This is a genomic window from Pseudomonas sp. NBRC 111132, from assembly GCF_001320565.1.
Lineage (GTDB): Bacteria > Pseudomonadota > Gammaproteobacteria > Pseudomonadales > Pseudomonadaceae > Aquipseudomonas > Aquipseudomonas putida_P.
Map to the genome: position 1 here is coordinate 38,667 of NZ_BCBI01000042.1, position 15,477 is coordinate 54,143.

A 15,477-nucleotide genomic window follows, 5' to 3' on the forward strand; every position below is an offset into this window, starting at 1 on the left:
CAAGAGAGGACAATCCATGAGCACTCTGCGTTTTACCCCCGAACACGAATGGCTGCGCCTGGAGGCGACTGGCGAGTTGACCGTCGGTATTACCAGTTATGCCCAGGCGGCCTTGGGGGACGTGGTGTACGTACAGCTGCCGGAGCCGGGTGCGTATGGCGAGGGCAATGAAGTCGCGGTGCTCGAGTCGGTGAAGGCCGCCAGCAACATCACCATGCCTTTGACCGGCACCGTGGTGGCCGTCAACCAGGCGCTGGCCGACGACCCAGAGCTGGTCAACGCCTCGCCAATGCAGGACGGCTGGTTCTTCCGCATCCAGGCCAGCAACCCTGGCGACCTCGATAGCCTGATGGACCAGGACGGCTATGACCGTTTCCTGGCCGAAAACGCCTGAGCCGGGGTGGCAGCCATGAACAAACCGCGCATCCCGCTGGGCACCGATAATGAGTTCGTCGCCCGCCACATTGGCCCGCGCGAAGACGATATCGCGGCCATGTTGGCGCTGACCGGCCATGAATCGCTCGACGCGCTGATCGACAGCGTCATCCCTGCCAGCATCAAGGGCAGCAATGTGCTCGAGCTGACCCCAGGGCTGGGCGAAGCAGAGGCCTTGGCCGCGCTCAAGGCCGTTGCTGCCAACAACCAGCTGTACCGCAACCATATCGGCCAGGGTTATTACCCCTGCCATACCCCGACACCGATCTTGCGCAACCTGCTGGAAAACCCGGCCTGGTACACCGCGTATACGCCCTATCAGCCAGAAATCTCCCAAGGGCGCCTGGAAGCGCTGCTGAACTTTCAGACCCTGGTCAGCGACCTGAGCGGGATGGAAATCGCCAACGCCTCATTGCTCGATGAAGCCACGGCTGCCGCCGAGGCCATGACCTTCTGCAAGCGCCTGGCAAAAAACAAGGCGCCGGCGTTTTTTGCTTCCCGTCATTGCCACCCGCAAACCCTCGATGTGTTGCGTACCCGTGCCCAGCCACTGGGGATCGACGTGGTCATCGGTGACGAGGCGGCCCTGGATGGCCAGCCGCTCGACGGCTATTTCGGCCTGCTGCTGCAGTACCCGGCCAGTACCGGCGAAATTGTCGATCATCGTGCCTTGATCCAGCGCGCCCATGCTGATGGCGCACTGGTTTCGGTGTGCGCAGACCTGCTGGCACTGACGTTGCTGACCCCGCCGGGAGCGCTGGGTGCCGACGTGGTCATCGGCAGCGCCCAGCGCTTCGGTGTACCGCTGGGTTTCGGCGGCCCGCATGCGGCCTATTTTGCAACCCGTGACGCGTTCAAGCGCGACATGCCTGGCCGGCTGGTCGGGGTATCCATCGACCGCTTCGGCAAGCCGGCATTGCGCCTGGCCATGCAAACCCGCGAGCAACACATCCGCCGCGAGAAGGCCACCAGCAACATCTGCACCGCGCAGGTACTGCTGGCCAACATCGCCAGCATGTATGCGGTGTATCACGGCCCTCAGGGCTTGAGCCAGATCGCCCGGCGTGTGCATCGCCTGACCACGATCCTGGTGCAGGGGCTGCGTCAGCTTGGGCATCGTGTGGAGCAGGCGCATTTCTTCGACACCTTTACCGTGGTGACTGCAGGGCCAGTGGCCGATGTGCTTGCCGCGGCTAAAAGCGCAAGACTGAACCTGCGTCCGATCGACTCGGTGCGGGTCGGCCTTTCACTGGATGAAACCTGTGAGCAAGACAGCGTCGAGGCGCTGTGGCAGGTGTTTGCGGTGGCCGGGCAAACGCTGCCGGATTACGCCGCCCTGGCGGCCGACGGCACCGACTGCCTGCCGCTGGCGTTGCTGCGCGCTACGCCATTCCTGCAACACCCGGTGTTCAACCGTTACCACTCGGAAACCGAGCTGATGCGCTACCTGCGGCGCCTGGGTGACAAAGACCTGGCCCTGGACCGCAGCATGATTGCCTTGGGGTCGTGCACCATGAAGCTCAATGCGGCCAGCGAGATGATCCCGATCACCTGGCCCGAGTTCGCCGCCCTGCACCCGTTCGCCCCGGCCGAGCAAGCGCTGGGCTACCGCCAGTTGACCGATGAGCTCGAAGCCATGCTGTGTGCGGCCACCGGTTATGACGCCATGTCGCTGCAACCCAACGCAGGGTCCCAGGGCGAGTACGCTGGCCTGCTGGCCATTCGCGCCTACCACGCCAGCCGTGGCCAGGCGGGGCGCGATGTGTGCCTGATTCCATCGTCAGCCCATGGCACCAACCCGGCCACGGCGCAGATGGCCGGCATGCGGGTGGTGGTGGTCAACTGCGACGCGCGTGGCAACGTCGATATCGACGACCTGCAGCGCAAGGCCGAGCAGCACACAGACACGCTGGCGGCCTTGATGATTACCTATCCCTCGACCCACGGCGTGTTCGAAGACGGCATCACGCGCATCTGCGACATCATTCATGCACACGGCGGCCAGGTTTACCTGGATGGCGCCAACATGAATGCCATGGTTGGCCTGTGTGCACCGGGCAAATTCGGTGGCGACGTGTCGCACCTGAACCTGCACAAGACCTTTTGTATTCCCCATGGGGGCGGTGGCCCTGGGGTTGGTCCAATCGGGGTCAAGGCGCATCTGGCACCGTTCCTGCCGGGGCATGGCCATTTGCAGAAGCAGCAGGGCGCGGTCAGTGCGGCGCCGTATGGCAGCGCCAGTATCCTGCCGATCACCTGGATGTACATCCGCATGATGGGCGGGGCAGGGCTCAAGCGTGCCTCGCAGCTGGCGATCCTGAGTGCCAATTACATTGCCCGGCGCCTGGAGGAGCATTACCCGGTGCTGTACACCGGCGACAACGGCCTGGTGGCCCACGAATGCATCCTCGACCTGCGCCCGCTCAAGGACAGCAGCGGCATTGGCGTCGAGGACGTAGCCAAACGGCTGATCGATTTTGGTTTCCATGCCCCGACCATGTCGTTTCCGGTAGCCGGCACGCTGATGGTCGAACCGACCGAGAGCGAGTCGAAAGAGGAGCTGGACCGCTTCTGCGCCGCGATGATCTGCATCCGCGAAGAAATCCGTGCGGTGGAAAACGGCACGCTGGACGCACTCGACAACCCATTGAAGAACGCCCCGCATACCGCCAGCGAGCTGGCGGGCGAATGGCCGCACCGCTATAGCCGGGAGCTGGCGGTGTACCCGCTTGCCGACCTGCGCGAAAGCAAATACTGGCCGCCCGTGGGGCGCGTGGACAACGTCTACGGCGACCGCAACCTGGCCTGCGCCTGCCCGCCGCTGTCGAGTTATCAAGACGCCTGAACTTGCCGATCTAACCAAAAGGAATCACCCCCATGTTCCATAAAAGCCTGACCCTGTCTGACTTCGACCCTGCGCTGTCCGAGGCCATTCGCCGCGAAGTGCAACGCCAGGAAGACCACATCGAGCTGATCGCCTCGGAAAACTACACCAGCCCGCAGGTGATGCAGGCCCAAGGTACCGAACTGACCAACAAGTACGCCGAAGGCTACCCAGGCAAGCGCTATTACGGTGGCTGCGAGCATGTCGACGTGGTCGAGCAACTGGCCATCGAGCGTGCCAGGCAACTGTTCGGCGCGGGTTACGCCAACGTCCAGCCGCACTCAGGCTCGCAGGCCAACGCCGCGGTCTACCTGGCCTTGCTGCAGGCCGGGGATACCCTGTTGGGCATGAGCCTGGCGCACGGCGGCCACTTGACCCACGGCGCCAAGGTGTCGGCTTCGGGCAAGCTGTACAACGCTGTGCAATACGGCATCGATGCCAACGGCTTGATCGACTACGACGAGGTTGAGCGCCTGGCCGTCGAGCACCAGCCGAAGATGATCGTGGCAGGCTTCTCGGCCTATTCGAAAACCCTCGACTTCCCGCGTTTCCGGCAGATCGCCGACAAGGTCGGGGCCTACCTGTTCGTTGACATGGCCCACGTCGCCGGCTTGGTGGCGGCAGGCCTGTACCCCAATCCGCTGCCTTATGCCGATGTGGTCACCACCACCACCCACAAGACCCTGCGCGGGCCACGGGGTGGCTTGATTCTGGCCAAGGCGGACCCGGAGCTTGAGAAAAAGCTCAATTCGGCGGTGTTCCCAGGCGGGCAGGGTGGGCCGCTGATGCATGTGATCGCAGCCAAGGCGGTGTGCTTCAAGGAAGCCCTGGAACCTGGTTTCAAGGACTACCAGCGCCAGGTCGTCAACAACGCACAGGCCATGGCGCAAGTCTTCATGCAGCGGGGCTTCGACGTGGTTTCCGGGGGCACCGACAACCACCTGTTCCTGCTTAGCCTGATCCGCCAGGGCATCACCGGCAAGGACGCCGACGCCGCGCTGGGCCGGGCGCACATCACGGTGAACAAGAACGCCGTGCCTAATGACCCACAGTCGCCGTTCGTGACGTCGGGCCTGCGCATTGGCACCCCGGCGGTAACGACCCGTGGTTTCAAGGAAGCGGAATGCCGGGCCCTGGCGACCTGGATCTGCGACATCCTCGACCACCTTGGTGATGCCGATGTCGAGGCCCATGTGGCGGGGCAGGTGGGCGAACTGTGCAAGTTGTTCCCGGTTTATCCGGCCTGAGCCCAACACCTGAATCGCAGGCCAGGAGCCAGCCATGTCAACCGAACAACTGCAACACAGCCCACCGCGTCCCCAGCCGCTGCAGGCCGGGGTGAAACTGCGCGGTGCCGAGAAAGTGGCGCGTATCCCGGTGAAAATCCTCCCCACCGAAGATGTACCCCGCAAACCCGACTGGATCCGCGTGGCGATTCCCACTACACCGGAGGTGGCGCGGGTCAAGGCCCTGCTGCGCAAGCACAAGTTGCACAGTGTGTGCGAGGAAGCCGCCTGCCCGAACCTGGGCGAGTGCTTTTCTGGCGGTACGGCGACGTTCATGATCATGGGCGACATCTGCACCCGGCGTTGTCCGTTCTGCGATGTCGGCCATGGTCGGCCCAAGCCGCTCGACGTCGACGAGCCGAAGAACCTGGCCATCGCCATTGCTGACCTGCGCTTGAAATACGTGGTCATCACCTCGGTAGACCGCGACGACCTGCGTGACGGTGGTGCCCAGCACTTTGTCGATTGCCTGCGCGAGATCCGCGCATTGTCGCCGGGCATCCAACTGGAAACCCTGGTGCCGGATTACCGTGGGCGCATGGACGTGGCGCTGGCGATCACCGAGCAGCAACCACCGGATGTGTTCAACCACAACCTCGAGACCGTGCCACGCTTGTACAAGGCGGCACGTCCGGGCTCGGACTTCGAGTGGTCGCTGGACCTGCTGGAGCGCTTCAAGCAACGTGTACCCACGGTGCCGACCAAGTCAGGGCTTATGCTTGGCCTGGGCGAAACCGATGCCGAAGTGCTCGAAGTGATGCAGCGCCTGCGCGAGCATCAGGTCGACATGTTGACCTTGGGGCAGTACCTGCAACCTTCGCGCAGTCATTTGCCGGTGCAGCGCTTCGTCCACCCGGACACGTTCGCCTGGTTTGCCGAGCAAGCGTTGGCGATGGGTTTCAGGAATGTAGCTTCCGGGCCATTGGTGCGCTCGTCCTACCATGCGGACCGACAGGCGCAGGCTGTGTAAGCGTGGGTTGGGCAGCGGGGGATGAAACGGCTGCCCAACTTTCTTTCAGAGGACCGGGCCTGAAGCCACGCTGACACCCGCCAGCGTGGTGAAGGAGATGTCCTTGGCCGTGAGCAGAAAATCACTCACGTAGGGTACTTCCAGCATGTCGCTGCGCAGCGCTGCGTAGAGGTTTGCCTGCAAGCCGTGTTCGCCGAGGCGCTTGGCGGTGACATAGCCGCGTGAGCTGTACTCATGCACTGCCCAGTTGGGCAGGCAGCAAACGCCGCGCCCGGAGGCCACCAGTTGCATCATCATCACGGTCAGTTCAGAGGTGCGCACCTGTGCGGGTTCGACGTCGGCGGGGTCGAGGAAGCGGGTGAAGATGTCCAGGCGGCTGCGTTCGATCGGGTAGGTGATCAGAGTCTGGCTGGCAATATCGGCGGGCTCAAGGTAAGGCTTGTGGCGCAGGGCGTGATGGTTGTCGATGGCCAGCAGCGCCTCGTAGCCGAACAACGGCACGTAGCTGATACCCGGCAGGGTCACCGGGTCGGAGGTCACCACCAGGTCCAGGTCCCCGCGCTCCAGGGCCGGCAGCGGCGCGAAGGAAAAACCGGAGGCGAGGTCCAGCTCTACCTCTGGCCAGGCGCCACGGAACTCATCCACCGAAGGCATCAGCCACTGGTAGCAGCTGTGGCATTCGATGGCGATGTGCAAGCGCCCGGCGGAGCCCCCGGCCAGTTTGCCCAGGTCCCGTTCGGTGCTGCGGATCTGCGGCAGTACCTGATCGGCCAGCTGCAGCAGCTTCAGCCCGGCACTGGTGAAGCGCACCGGCCTGGATTTACGCACGAACAACGGCATGCCGATGCGCTCCTCCATATCGCGGAACTGGTGCGACAGGGCTGATTGGGTCAGGTGCAGGCGCTCGGCGGCCTCGTGCAGGCTGTCGGTTTCACGCAGCGCGTGGAGGGTTCGCAGGTGGCGTAAATCGATCATGGGTAAATTACGGATCCACTCGCTAGAGGTGGGTTTTCCTCATTATCGAGTGGTCCTGACAATCCCTTTCAGTGGGTTTCCGTGAGTAGGGCTGAGGCTCAAGCCGCGTGGTGCGCGGCGAGGTTGCAATATTGCCCCTTGAAATACAGCAGCGGCTGCGCAGCAGCACCTGCCTGCAGGTTCAGCGCTTTTACTTCGCCAATCACGATCAGGTGATCCCCGGCGGTGTGCTCGGCGTGAATTTCGCAATCGAGCCAGTGCAGGCAGCCGGCAATGATCGGGTTACCCAGCGGCGACACCTGCCATTGGACGCCGTGCCACTTGTCGGCGCCTCGCTGTGCAAACCGGTTGGAAATGCCGGCCTGTTCACCCGACAGGATATTGACCATGAAGCGGCCAGCCTGGCGAATTCTTGGGTAGCTGGCCGAACTGGACATCACACTGAATGACACCAGCGGCGGGCTCATCGACACGCTGTAGAACGACTGGCAGGTGAAGCCGATCGGCTCACCGTCATGGTGCGATGAAATCACCGTGATGCCAGATGCGTAGTGCCCGAGTGCCTGGCGAAAAGCCGACGGTTCGATAGCCTTACCGGTAAGCAACATAGTAGGTCCTGTGGCTGCGTTTGCTTCAGCGTGCGTTAGCGAGTTCCTGGCGGACGATGGCCGCGCCTGCACTCAACGCTTTGAGCTTGCCGCTGGCAACCTGGCGCGGTAGCGGCGCCATGCCGCAGTTGGTGCAAGGGTAGAGCTTGTCGGCGTCGACGAACTGCAGTGCCTTGCGCAGGGTGGCAGCGACCTGCTCGGGTGTTTCAATGGTAGGGGTGGCCACATCAATGGCACCGACCATGACTTTCTTCCCGCGAATCAGCTCGATCAGGTCCATCGGCACATGCGAGTTATGGCACTCCAGCGAAATGATATCGAGGCTGGACTGTTGCAGCTTGGGGAAGGCTTGTTCATATTGCCGCCATTCGGCGCCCAAGGTCTTTTTCCAGTCGGTATTGGCTTTGATGCCATAGCCATAGCAGATATGAACGGCCGTTTCGCACTTCAGGCCTTCAATGGCCCTTTCCAATGCGGCCACGCCCCACTCATTCACGTCGTCAAAGAAAACATTGAAGGCGGGTTCGTCGAACTGGATGATGTCAACGCCCGCGGCCTCCAGTTCCCTGGCTTCCTGGTTGAGAATCTTGGCGAACTCCCAGGCCAGCTTCTCACGGCTTTTATAATGGCTGTCATACAGCGTATCGATCATGGTCATGGGGCCGGGCAGCGCCCACTTTATCGGCTGTGTGGTTTGCTGGCGCAAGAACTTGGCATCGTCGACAAAAACCGGTTTTTGCCGAGCCACTGCACCCACCACTGTAGGAACGCTCGCATCGTAGCGATCACGGATTCTAACGGTTTCACGTTGCTCGAAATCAACACCACTGAGGTGCTCGATAAACGTGGTGACAAAGTGCTGACGGGTTTGCTCACCATCACTGACGATGTCGATACCGGCGTGTTGTTGTTCTTGCAACGCCAGGCGCAAGGCATCCTGCTTGCCTTCGCTCAGTTGTTCGTCTTGCAACTTCCAGGGTGACCAGAGGGTTTCGGGTTGGGCCAGCCAGGAGGGTTTAGGCAGGCTGCCGGCAGTGGAAGTGGGGAGCAATGTGTTCATGAACAGTGACCTTGTACTTTGAATTAATCAACGGGCGTATTGCGCGGACCATTGTTCCAGCGTGGCCTGGTAGGGTTTGACAAATTGCGCTTCGGCAAATTTGCCCTGCTCGATCGCCAGGCGACCGCGCTCTTCCCGGTCGTAGACAATGCGCGTAAGCGAGTAGTCCTGGTGCTTCAGGCTGGGCTGGTAGGCATGGCCCGCAGCGGAGTTGGCGTTGTAGATCTCGGGTCGGTAGATCTTCTGGAAGGTGTCCATGGTGCTGATGGTGCTGATCAACTCAAGGTTGGTGTAGTCAGCCAGCAAGTCACCGGCAAAATAGAACGCCAACGGCGCGACACTGTTCGGCGGCATGAAATAGCGCACCTTCAAGCCCATCTTGTTGAAGTACTCATCCGTCAGGGAGTATTCATCCTGCTGATACTCGATACCCAGCACGGGGTGCTGGTTTTCGGTCCGATGGTACGTTTTGCTGCTCGAGACGCTCAGGCAGATAACCGGTGGTTTGTTGAAGTGCTCCTTGTAGGTTTGCGAGTTGACGAAGCACTTGAACAGGTTGCCATGCAGTTCGCCAAAGTTGTCAGGCGTGCTGAAGGCTGGCCGATGCTTGTTGTGTTCGAGCAGCAGCACGCTGAAGTCGTAGTCACGCACGTACGAGGAAAAGTTGTTACCTACCATGCCCGCCAGGCGGGTGTTGGTTTTGCGGTCGACAATATGAGTTTTCAATATTTCGATCAACGGCAGTGCATGGCCGTGCCGCTCGGCTTCAATGTTCATTTCGACCGATATGATTTCCAGTTCGACGTGATATCGATTACTTTCAGGGTTATCCCAATGCGCCAGTGCATTGAAACGGTTGTCAATCATGGCCAACGTGTTGCGCAGGTTTTCCTGGCGGTTCGCACCCCGCGCCAAATTGGCGAAGTTGGTCGTGATGCGGGTGTTTTCGGCAGGGTGATAATGTTCGTCGAAGGCGATGCGTTTGACGGTAAATTCAGGTTCAATATTCATCTTGGGCGCTGTCCTGTTGCCTGAGGTCGATCGACTCGGTCATTTCCCGGGGCCTTCACTCAGGCGTCTTAATGTTGTCCTTGATTAAGACGTATTTTAGGCAGCCCCCTTGCATGAAGGGTATTGAAGATATTTCACAGATTTTTTAGTGCTGTTCATGATGCGTTCTACGATTCGGCCTGTTGGGTGTCAGGGCTGAGGACCGAATTGTCCAGCAAGGGCACTGCTTGCAGGGTTGATGAGGCGGTTTTTGGGCCAGGCGGCTGTGCGTGATAGGGCCACAGAAGTTGTCACACACATTGGAGGGATTTACAGTTGGCATGAATATCTCATGCCAATCGCAAGCCATACGATTATCCAGGCTTATCAACCACCCTCCATGGATGAAGAACAAAAGGGGGCTTACATGAGTTGTCTGATCTGCGCAGGGCAGGCGGAATCCGTCGAGTGTGCCCACGGGTGGGAAGAGCGGTGTTGTTCCCGATGCGGATGTTACCGAATGTCCCAGGCGCTCATTCTGGTCATGATGGAAGAGGGGCAGATCTTCGATACCGAGCGCATGCGCGAATGGCTGGTCGCGCAGCGCGGTCAGGTGTCGGTTCCTGCCATCGATCATGCTCAGGCGATACTGTTCCCCTGAGCAGCGGGTTAACTGGCGGGCGTTGGCGCAAGCACTGTGTACCTGGCGTGGCGCACTGCGGCATCATATCCCGCTCGGCCATCACCCTAATCAGGAAACAGCGATGATCAAAATTGGCGATCAACTGCCCGACGTTACCCTTTACCAATACAACACTGACGCAGGCGCCTGCGCGATCGGCCCGAATGCCTTTTCCATTCGCGAGCGTTGCAAGCAGAAAAAGGTACTGATCTTCGCATTGCCGGGCGCGTTCACACCGACCTGTTCTGAACGTCATGTTCCCGGTTATGTCGCTGAAGCACCTGCGCTGTTCGCGGCTGGCATCGACGAAATTCTCTGTGTCTCGGTGAACGATGCCTTTGTCATGAATGCCTGGGGCAATAGCCTGCAGGTGGGTGACGCGGTCAAGATGATCGGCGATGGCAATGGCGAATTCAGCGAGGCGCTGGGCCTGATCCAGGACCTTTCGGCGCGCGGTATGGGGCGTCGTTCACAGCGCTATGCCATGTTGGTCGACGACCTGGTGGTCAAGCACATCGCGGTGGAAGCCCCCGGCAAGTTCGAAGTCAGTGATGCCGCCAGCATGCTGGCTGCGCTGCGCTAGTTTCACGCTTCAGGCCTTGCCGGCATAGGCTGTCGGGGCCGCCAAGGAACATTTCAAACCGCCCGCTAACAACAAGGTAAAGACGGTTGAAACTTCACCAACTCAGGGCGCTGGTCGCCATCCATAACGCAGGCAGCATCCTTGAAGCTTCCAAGCTGATGCACATTACTCAGCCTGCGCTGAGCCGTTCGATCAAGGAACTGGAGCGGGAGGTGGGCTTCATCCTGTTGCAGCGTTCTCACAAAGGCATGGCGCTTACCGAAGAAGGCAAGCGTGTCATCCGCCATGCCAACCTCGTGGTGGAAAGCATCCGCCGCCTGCAGATCGAAGCGGCGAGCATTCAGGATGCGGCGCTGGGGGCGGTGTCGATCGGGGTGACATCGCTGACGGCAATGCTGGATGGGGTCGACGAAAGTATCCTGGCGTTCAGGCGCAAGTACCCTCGGGTAAAGATCACCATCACCGACTTGCGCCCCAGCCAGATCCTGCAGCGTTTGCGCGACGGTAGCCTGGACTTTGCCATTACCTCGCAGCAACCCCTGAGCCGGCTTAGCCTGGATTGGGAGGCACTGGGCAGTATCAAGGGCAGGGTGATCTGCCATGCCTCTAACCAGCAAAAGTTCACCCAGTCACTGCGCACCTTGCAGTATGCCCACTGGATCAGCCTGGACGAGCTGTCCGACCAGGCTTCCCAGTTCCATCAGCTGTTCGAAGCCAACGGCCTGCGGGTACCGCAGAACACCGTCGAATGCACCTCGGTGATGATGGCGCTCAAGCTGCTGAAGAACACCGAATCGTTGATGACCATCAGCCAGCTGGCGGTGGACCAGGGGTTCACCTTCGGCGTCGATTGCGAGTACGTGGCAATGCCGGTGCAAGAGCTGATTCCCGATTACCCCATCAACCTGGTCTGCATTGACCGCCACAGCCTCACGGCGCCTGCCCAGGAGCTGTTCCATAGCTTGCGCGGGCAGGTGCTCAGGCAAACCCGTCCAGTGGCGTCAGAAGTGGTAGTACATGCCTAGCGACACGTTGCTTGGGTTGTCACCCACCTGATCCACCGGGGTGCCTGCGTAGGTGACCGATGACGCGCGCTGGTTGCCGATCATGCCGAGCCGCCCGTACACGGCCCAGCGCAGGGTGATGAAGTGGTCATAGCCGACCATCGCCCCCCATGCGTCCTTGTCATGGGCGGTGACCTGGCGCTGCATCACCGCCAGGCGCAGCACATCCCGCTCGCCGACTGGCGCCATCACGCCGAAAGTGTACAGCGTGGTGCTGGGCGTGCCGGCCTGGTCCACGTCCTGGCGCTGCCAGGTCAAGCTGGTGGCCAGCGGACCGAAATCGTAGAACGCTGACAGGCTTTTGTAATAGTTGGCGGTCTGGCGAGAAACGCCACCGTCATCCCAGGGGTCGCTGTAGTACAGGTTGTACGAGGCCAGCAGCATCACCCGGCTGTTGCGGTATTGCAACCTGGCACCGCCGCCGCGCACGGTGCGCCCTTGGCTGGCGGCATCGTCGAAGCCGAAACTCAGTGCGGTACCGAGGCTGAAGCCGCTGAGGGTAGGGCTCGTGTAGGCCAGGGTGTGCTTGGGGCGCAGGTCCAGGTAGAAGGCGCCCTTGCCGGCGGCGGGCAACGCCAGGTAGGTGTAGGGCGAGCCATAGGTGGCCAGGAACGGGTCGGCGTAGGTGGGGGTGCCCATGCTGTAGGTCTTGCCGAATTCGAGTTTGCCCAAGGTGCGCGAGCGCAGGGCAACGGTCGCCAGGCGCAGGGTACCGAGGGTGTCCCAGGTGCCCTCCAGGGCCTTGCCATTGACGTTGAAGCCTTCCTCGACGTCAAGTTCCACGACGGTCTCGGGGGTCAGCCCCTTGCGTGCATACAGCCCGAGCTTGTTGGTCCAGGCACCGCCACCGGCCAGCTTGAAGCCCGAGTGGTGCTGTGAATCGTGATAGCTGGCGAACGCATCCACGGTGCCGTGGACCTTGAGTTTGTCATCGAAACCTTGATCCACCCCGTAATACCCAAAACCCGGCGCAATCCGAGCGAGCGTCGGAAAGCCCTCTGCCTGTGCCTGCGCGGCCAGGCAGGCCCCTTGGATCATCAACAGCAACGACGTAGTGCGAGTGTTCATTCACGACTCCAGGCCAGCACGGTGATGTGGTGGCTGTAGCCTCGGTGAACAACAGGTTGCAGCGTGATTGCTTATTCAGCCAGGTCATGCCGTTTGGTTAATCAAAGGTCGGCGCAGCGCGAGGATTGGCGCTAGCACGCGCATTAGACAGGCGTGGAACAGGCTGCAAGGCCGCCCCAAGGTCGCTGCTCGGTGAGCCTTGTTGGGGCAGCGCGCGGAGTGAGGGCGAACTGTGCGCCAGCTCAGGGCAATTTAGCCAACGGCCGCGCCAGGCAATTAACCATTGGTTAGCCACATGCCGAAACTGCAAGTGTGTTGAGTGCCCGATTGGCTGATATTCGCTGCACGCCGCGATTTGCCAACGGAGATAACAATGACCAGACCGCTACCCGCATCGCCAAGCTTGCACAAGGGCGCGCATTCTGCCGCGCAGGCATCGTCTTCACGCAAAACCTTGATCGCCTGCTCGTTGGGCAATGCGCTGGAAATGTACGACTTCACGATCTACAGCTTCTTTGCTGTATTGATCGGCAAGCATTTCTTCCCCTCCGACTCGGCGATGGCTTCGTTGTTGATGTCGCTAGCCACGTTTGGCGTCGGTTTCCTGATGCGCCCGGTCGGGGCGATGGTCATCGGTCGCTATGCCGACCGGCATGGGCGCAAAGCGGCATTGAGCCTGACCATCGGGCTGATGACCCTGGGCACCGCATTGATTGCCTTTGCCCCCACGTATTCGCAGATCGGTATTTTCGCCACGCTGCTGCTGGTAACCGGCCGGCTCATCCAGGGGATGTCGGCGGGTGGGGAGATCGGTACCGCGTCGGTGTTCCTGATGGAGTCCAGTGCGGTTGGCAACCGCTGCCAGAGCGTGAGCTGGCAGGCCGCCAGCCAAGGCTATGCCGCGTTGGTCGGGGCCGGCTTTGGCCTGGCCCTCAGCCAATTGCTCGACCCCGCTGCGCTCGAAAGCTGGGGGTGGCGGATACCGTTCATTTTCGGCCTGCTGATCGGGCCGGTCGGTTGGTACATTCGCACGCGTTTGCCGGAAACCCACGAGGCCGCGCCGGCGCGCGAAGGGGAGAAGAGGCTGGACGGCGACCTGCTCAAGCGCATCGCGCTGGGCATCGGCCTGATGGCCAGTTCGACCATTGGCATGTACCTGTTCGTGTTCTACATGCCTACCTACTTGACCACGGCCTTGCATTATCCGGCGGGCAGCGCGATGGCGATTGCCTGTATCAGTAGCGGTTGCATGGCGGTCATCTGCCCGTTGGCGGGCAAGTTCGCCGATAAATACCAGCTCAGAAAGCGCCTGCTGGTGTGGACGGTTGCCGCGCCAGTGGTGTTGACCTTGCCGGTGTTCTACCTCTTGGGGCATGTGCAGCACATGGGCCTGGCCATGATGTGTGTGGCAATTCTGATCCTGCCGACCTGTATCGGTGCCGGTGCGTTCTTTGCGCTGATCATGGAGGGCTTCCCGAAGGCCAGTCGCTCCTTCGGTACTTCGGTCAGCTACAGCCTGGGGGTGACGTTGTTCGGCGGCTTTTCTCCGTTGGTGGCCACCTGGCTGATTGCCGCGCTGGGCACGCCGTTGGCACCTGCCTATTTCCTGCTGGCCGGCGGTGTCGTCAGCCTGGCCTGCCTCAAAAACTTCCCCGAAAACAAAGGATGCGCGTGATATGGGTATTTTGCACAGCAATCAACCCCGGCACTCGGCAGCAGCGCTGGACGAGTTCGTCATGCTTCGCCGGCAGATCCACGCCGCGCCGGAGCTTGGTGGCGACACCCCCGATACGGCGGCACTGGTGGCCGACAAGCTGCAGGCCTTGGGCTATGTAGTGCATCGCAATGTGGGCGGGCATGGTGTGGTCGGGGTGCTCAAGGTTGGCGACAGCCCGCGCAGTGTGGGCCTGCGGGCAGACATGGACGCATTGCCCATGAGCGAAAAGAATCCCTTTGCGCATGCCAGCAAAATTCCTGGGCGTATGCATGCCTGCGGCCATGATGGGCATACCGCGATCCTGCTGGCAGCCGCTGCCCAGCTGGCGGCAACGCGCAACTTCAACGGCACGCTTAACGTGATCTTCCAGCCGGATGAAGAAGGGCTGGCCGGCGCCAAGGCGATGATCGACGACGGCCTGTTCGAGCGCTTCCCGTGTGACTCGGTATATGCGCTGCACAACATGCCCGGCATGCCGGTGGGTACTTGCGTGGTGCAGGCGGGGCCAACCATGGCGTCGTCCGAGCGTGTCAGCATTCGAATCACCGGCAAAGGCGGGCATGGTGCGATGCCGGAGCTGTCGGTAGACCCGGTGATGGCGTTGAACAGCCTGATCAGTGGCATCCAGACCATCAAGTCGCGCAACCTGAGCGTGGAAGAGTATGCGGTCATCAGCATCGGCATGATCCAGGCTGGCACCGTTTACAACATCATCCCCGATGAGGCCTGCATGCTGCTGAGTGTGCGCACCGACACGGCCGAGACGCAGCAGAAGATCAACAGCCGCATTGACGCCCTGGCCAAGGGGCACGCCGCAAGCTTTGGCGTGGAGATCGAGGTGCAATTCACCCAACTGGCGCCGGCATTGTGCAACAGCGATCACGAAAGCGCGTTGTTGCGTGAAAGCCTGCGGCCGTTGTTCGTTGAAGGCGCGTTGCTGGACAAAATGCCGAAGAAGGTCATGGGCACCGAAGACTTCGCCTACATGCTGCAGGCACGGCCTGGCTGCTACTTCATGCTGGGTAATGGCACCGGCGAGTTTCATGGTTGCTCGGTGCACAACCCTCATTATGATTTCAACGATGCGTTGGTGAAGGTGGGCGCCGATTGTTGGGTGAAGTGGGTCCAGGACTATTTGCGCTGACACCTTTGCCG

Annotated in this window: 14 protein-coding genes; 9 read left to right on the forward strand and 5 right to left on the reverse strand. The window is 61.1% G+C overall.

Features of this window, described 5'->3' with window-relative positions; translation table 11 throughout:
- Positions 1-16 precede the first annotated feature (16 nt).
- Genes gcvH through lipA form a run of 4 tightly spaced genes read left to right on the forward strand, consistent with a single transcriptional unit; the run spans position 17 to position 5,575 of the window.
- Entirely contained in the window at positions 17-394 is a 378-nt protein-coding gene (gene gcvH, locus APH35_RS19280; RefSeq protein WP_012272718.1) for a glycine cleavage system protein GcvH, read from the forward strand.
- Between the two features lie 15 nt (positions 395-409).
- Positions 410-3,280, forward strand: coding sequence for an aminomethyl-transferring glycine dehydrogenase (gcvP, locus tag APH35_RS19285; RefSeq protein WP_060515291.1), 2,871 nt, complete (start codon positions 410-412; stop codon positions 3,278-3,280).
- Positions 3,281-3,312: 32 nt separating this feature from the next.
- The gene (gene glyA, locus APH35_RS19290; protein ID WP_012272716.1) at positions 3,313-4,566 is read left to right on the forward strand and encodes a serine hydroxymethyltransferase; all 1,254 of its coding nucleotides are present in this window, start codon (positions 3,313-3,315) and stop codon (positions 4,564-4,566) included.
- A 34-nt stretch (positions 4,567-4,600) separates the two neighbouring features.
- The gene (gene lipA / locus APH35_RS19295) at positions 4,601-5,575 is read left to right on the forward strand and encodes a lipoyl synthase (RefSeq protein WP_012272715.1); all 975 of its coding nucleotides are present in this window, start codon (positions 4,601-4,603) and stop codon (positions 5,573-5,575) included.
- A gap of 45 nt (positions 5,576-5,620) precedes the next feature.
- Here the strand turns inward: lipA and APH35_RS19300 are convergent, their stop codons facing one another.
- The 4 genes from APH35_RS19300 to APH35_RS19315 form a co-directional block, all read right to left on the reverse strand.
- Positions 5,621-6,550, reverse strand: coding sequence for a LysR family transcriptional regulator (locus APH35_RS19300; protein ID WP_060515292.1), 930 nt, complete (start codon positions 6,548-6,550; stop codon positions 5,621-5,623).
- A 98-nt stretch (positions 6,551-6,648) separates the two neighbouring features.
- Positions 6,649-7,158, reverse strand: coding sequence for a flavin reductase family protein (locus tag APH35_RS19305; RefSeq protein WP_060492476.1), 510 nt, complete (start codon positions 7,156-7,158; stop codon positions 6,649-6,651).
- A gap of 25 nt (positions 7,159-7,183) precedes the next feature.
- On the reverse strand, positions 7,184-8,218 hold the full coding sequence (locus APH35_RS19310) for a methionine synthase (RefSeq protein ID WP_060515293.1): 1,035 nt from the start codon (positions 8,216-8,218) through the stop codon (positions 7,184-7,186).
- A 27-nt stretch (positions 8,219-8,245) separates the two neighbouring features.
- Entirely contained in the window at positions 8,246-9,229 is a 984-nt protein-coding gene (locus tag APH35_RS19315) for a DUF1852 domain-containing protein (RefSeq protein ID WP_012272711.1), read from the reverse strand.
- Between the two features lie 499 nt (positions 9,230-9,728).
- Here APH35_RS19315 and APH35_RS29075 point away from each other — a divergent pair, with 499 nt between their 5' ends.
- The 3 genes from APH35_RS29075 to APH35_RS19325 all read left to right on the forward strand — a co-directional run bounded on the left by APH35_RS29075 (position 9,729) and on the right by APH35_RS19325 (position 11,498).
- On the forward strand, positions 9,729-9,869 hold the full coding sequence (locus tag APH35_RS29075; RefSeq protein WP_012272710.1) for a hypothetical protein: 141 nt from the start codon (positions 9,729-9,731) through the stop codon (positions 9,867-9,869).
- 103 nt (positions 9,870-9,972) lie between these two features.
- Positions 9,973-10,473: a peroxiredoxin gene (locus tag APH35_RS19320; RefSeq protein ID WP_012272709.1), complete on the forward strand. Its 501-nt coding sequence runs from the start codon at positions 9,973-9,975 to the stop codon at positions 10,471-10,473.
- Between the two features lie 86 nt (positions 10,474-10,559).
- Positions 10,560-11,498, forward strand: a complete 939-nt coding sequence (locus tag APH35_RS19325; RefSeq protein WP_060492478.1) for a LysR family transcriptional regulator — start codon at positions 10,560-10,562, stop codon at positions 11,496-11,498.
- Here the strand turns inward: APH35_RS19325 and APH35_RS19330 are convergent.
- Positions 11,475-12,605 (reverse strand): porin, encoded by a 1,131-nt coding sequence (locus APH35_RS19330; RefSeq protein ID WP_060515294.1) that lies wholly within the window; start codon positions 12,603-12,605, stop codon positions 11,475-11,477. The genes APH35_RS19325 and APH35_RS19330 overlap by 24 nt on opposite strands.
- 373 nt (positions 12,606-12,978) lie before the next feature.
- On the opposite strand from APH35_RS19330, the gene APH35_RS19335 reads away from it, so the two are divergent.
- Together APH35_RS19335 and APH35_RS19340 are read left to right on the forward strand one after the other, a co-directional pair.
- Complete coding sequence (locus APH35_RS19335) at positions 12,979-14,280, forward strand: MFS transporter (RefSeq protein ID WP_060515295.1); 1,302 nt, start codon at positions 12,979-12,981, stop codon at positions 14,278-14,280.
- Position 14,281: 1 nt separating this feature from the next.
- Positions 14,282-15,466 carry a M20 aminoacylase family protein gene (locus APH35_RS19340; RefSeq protein WP_012272705.1) on the forward strand — a complete coding sequence of 395 codons (1,185 nt, stop codon included), beginning with the start codon at positions 14,282-14,284 and terminating at the stop codon, positions 15,464-15,466.
- The last annotated feature ends 11 nt before the right edge of the window (positions 15,467-15,477 follow it).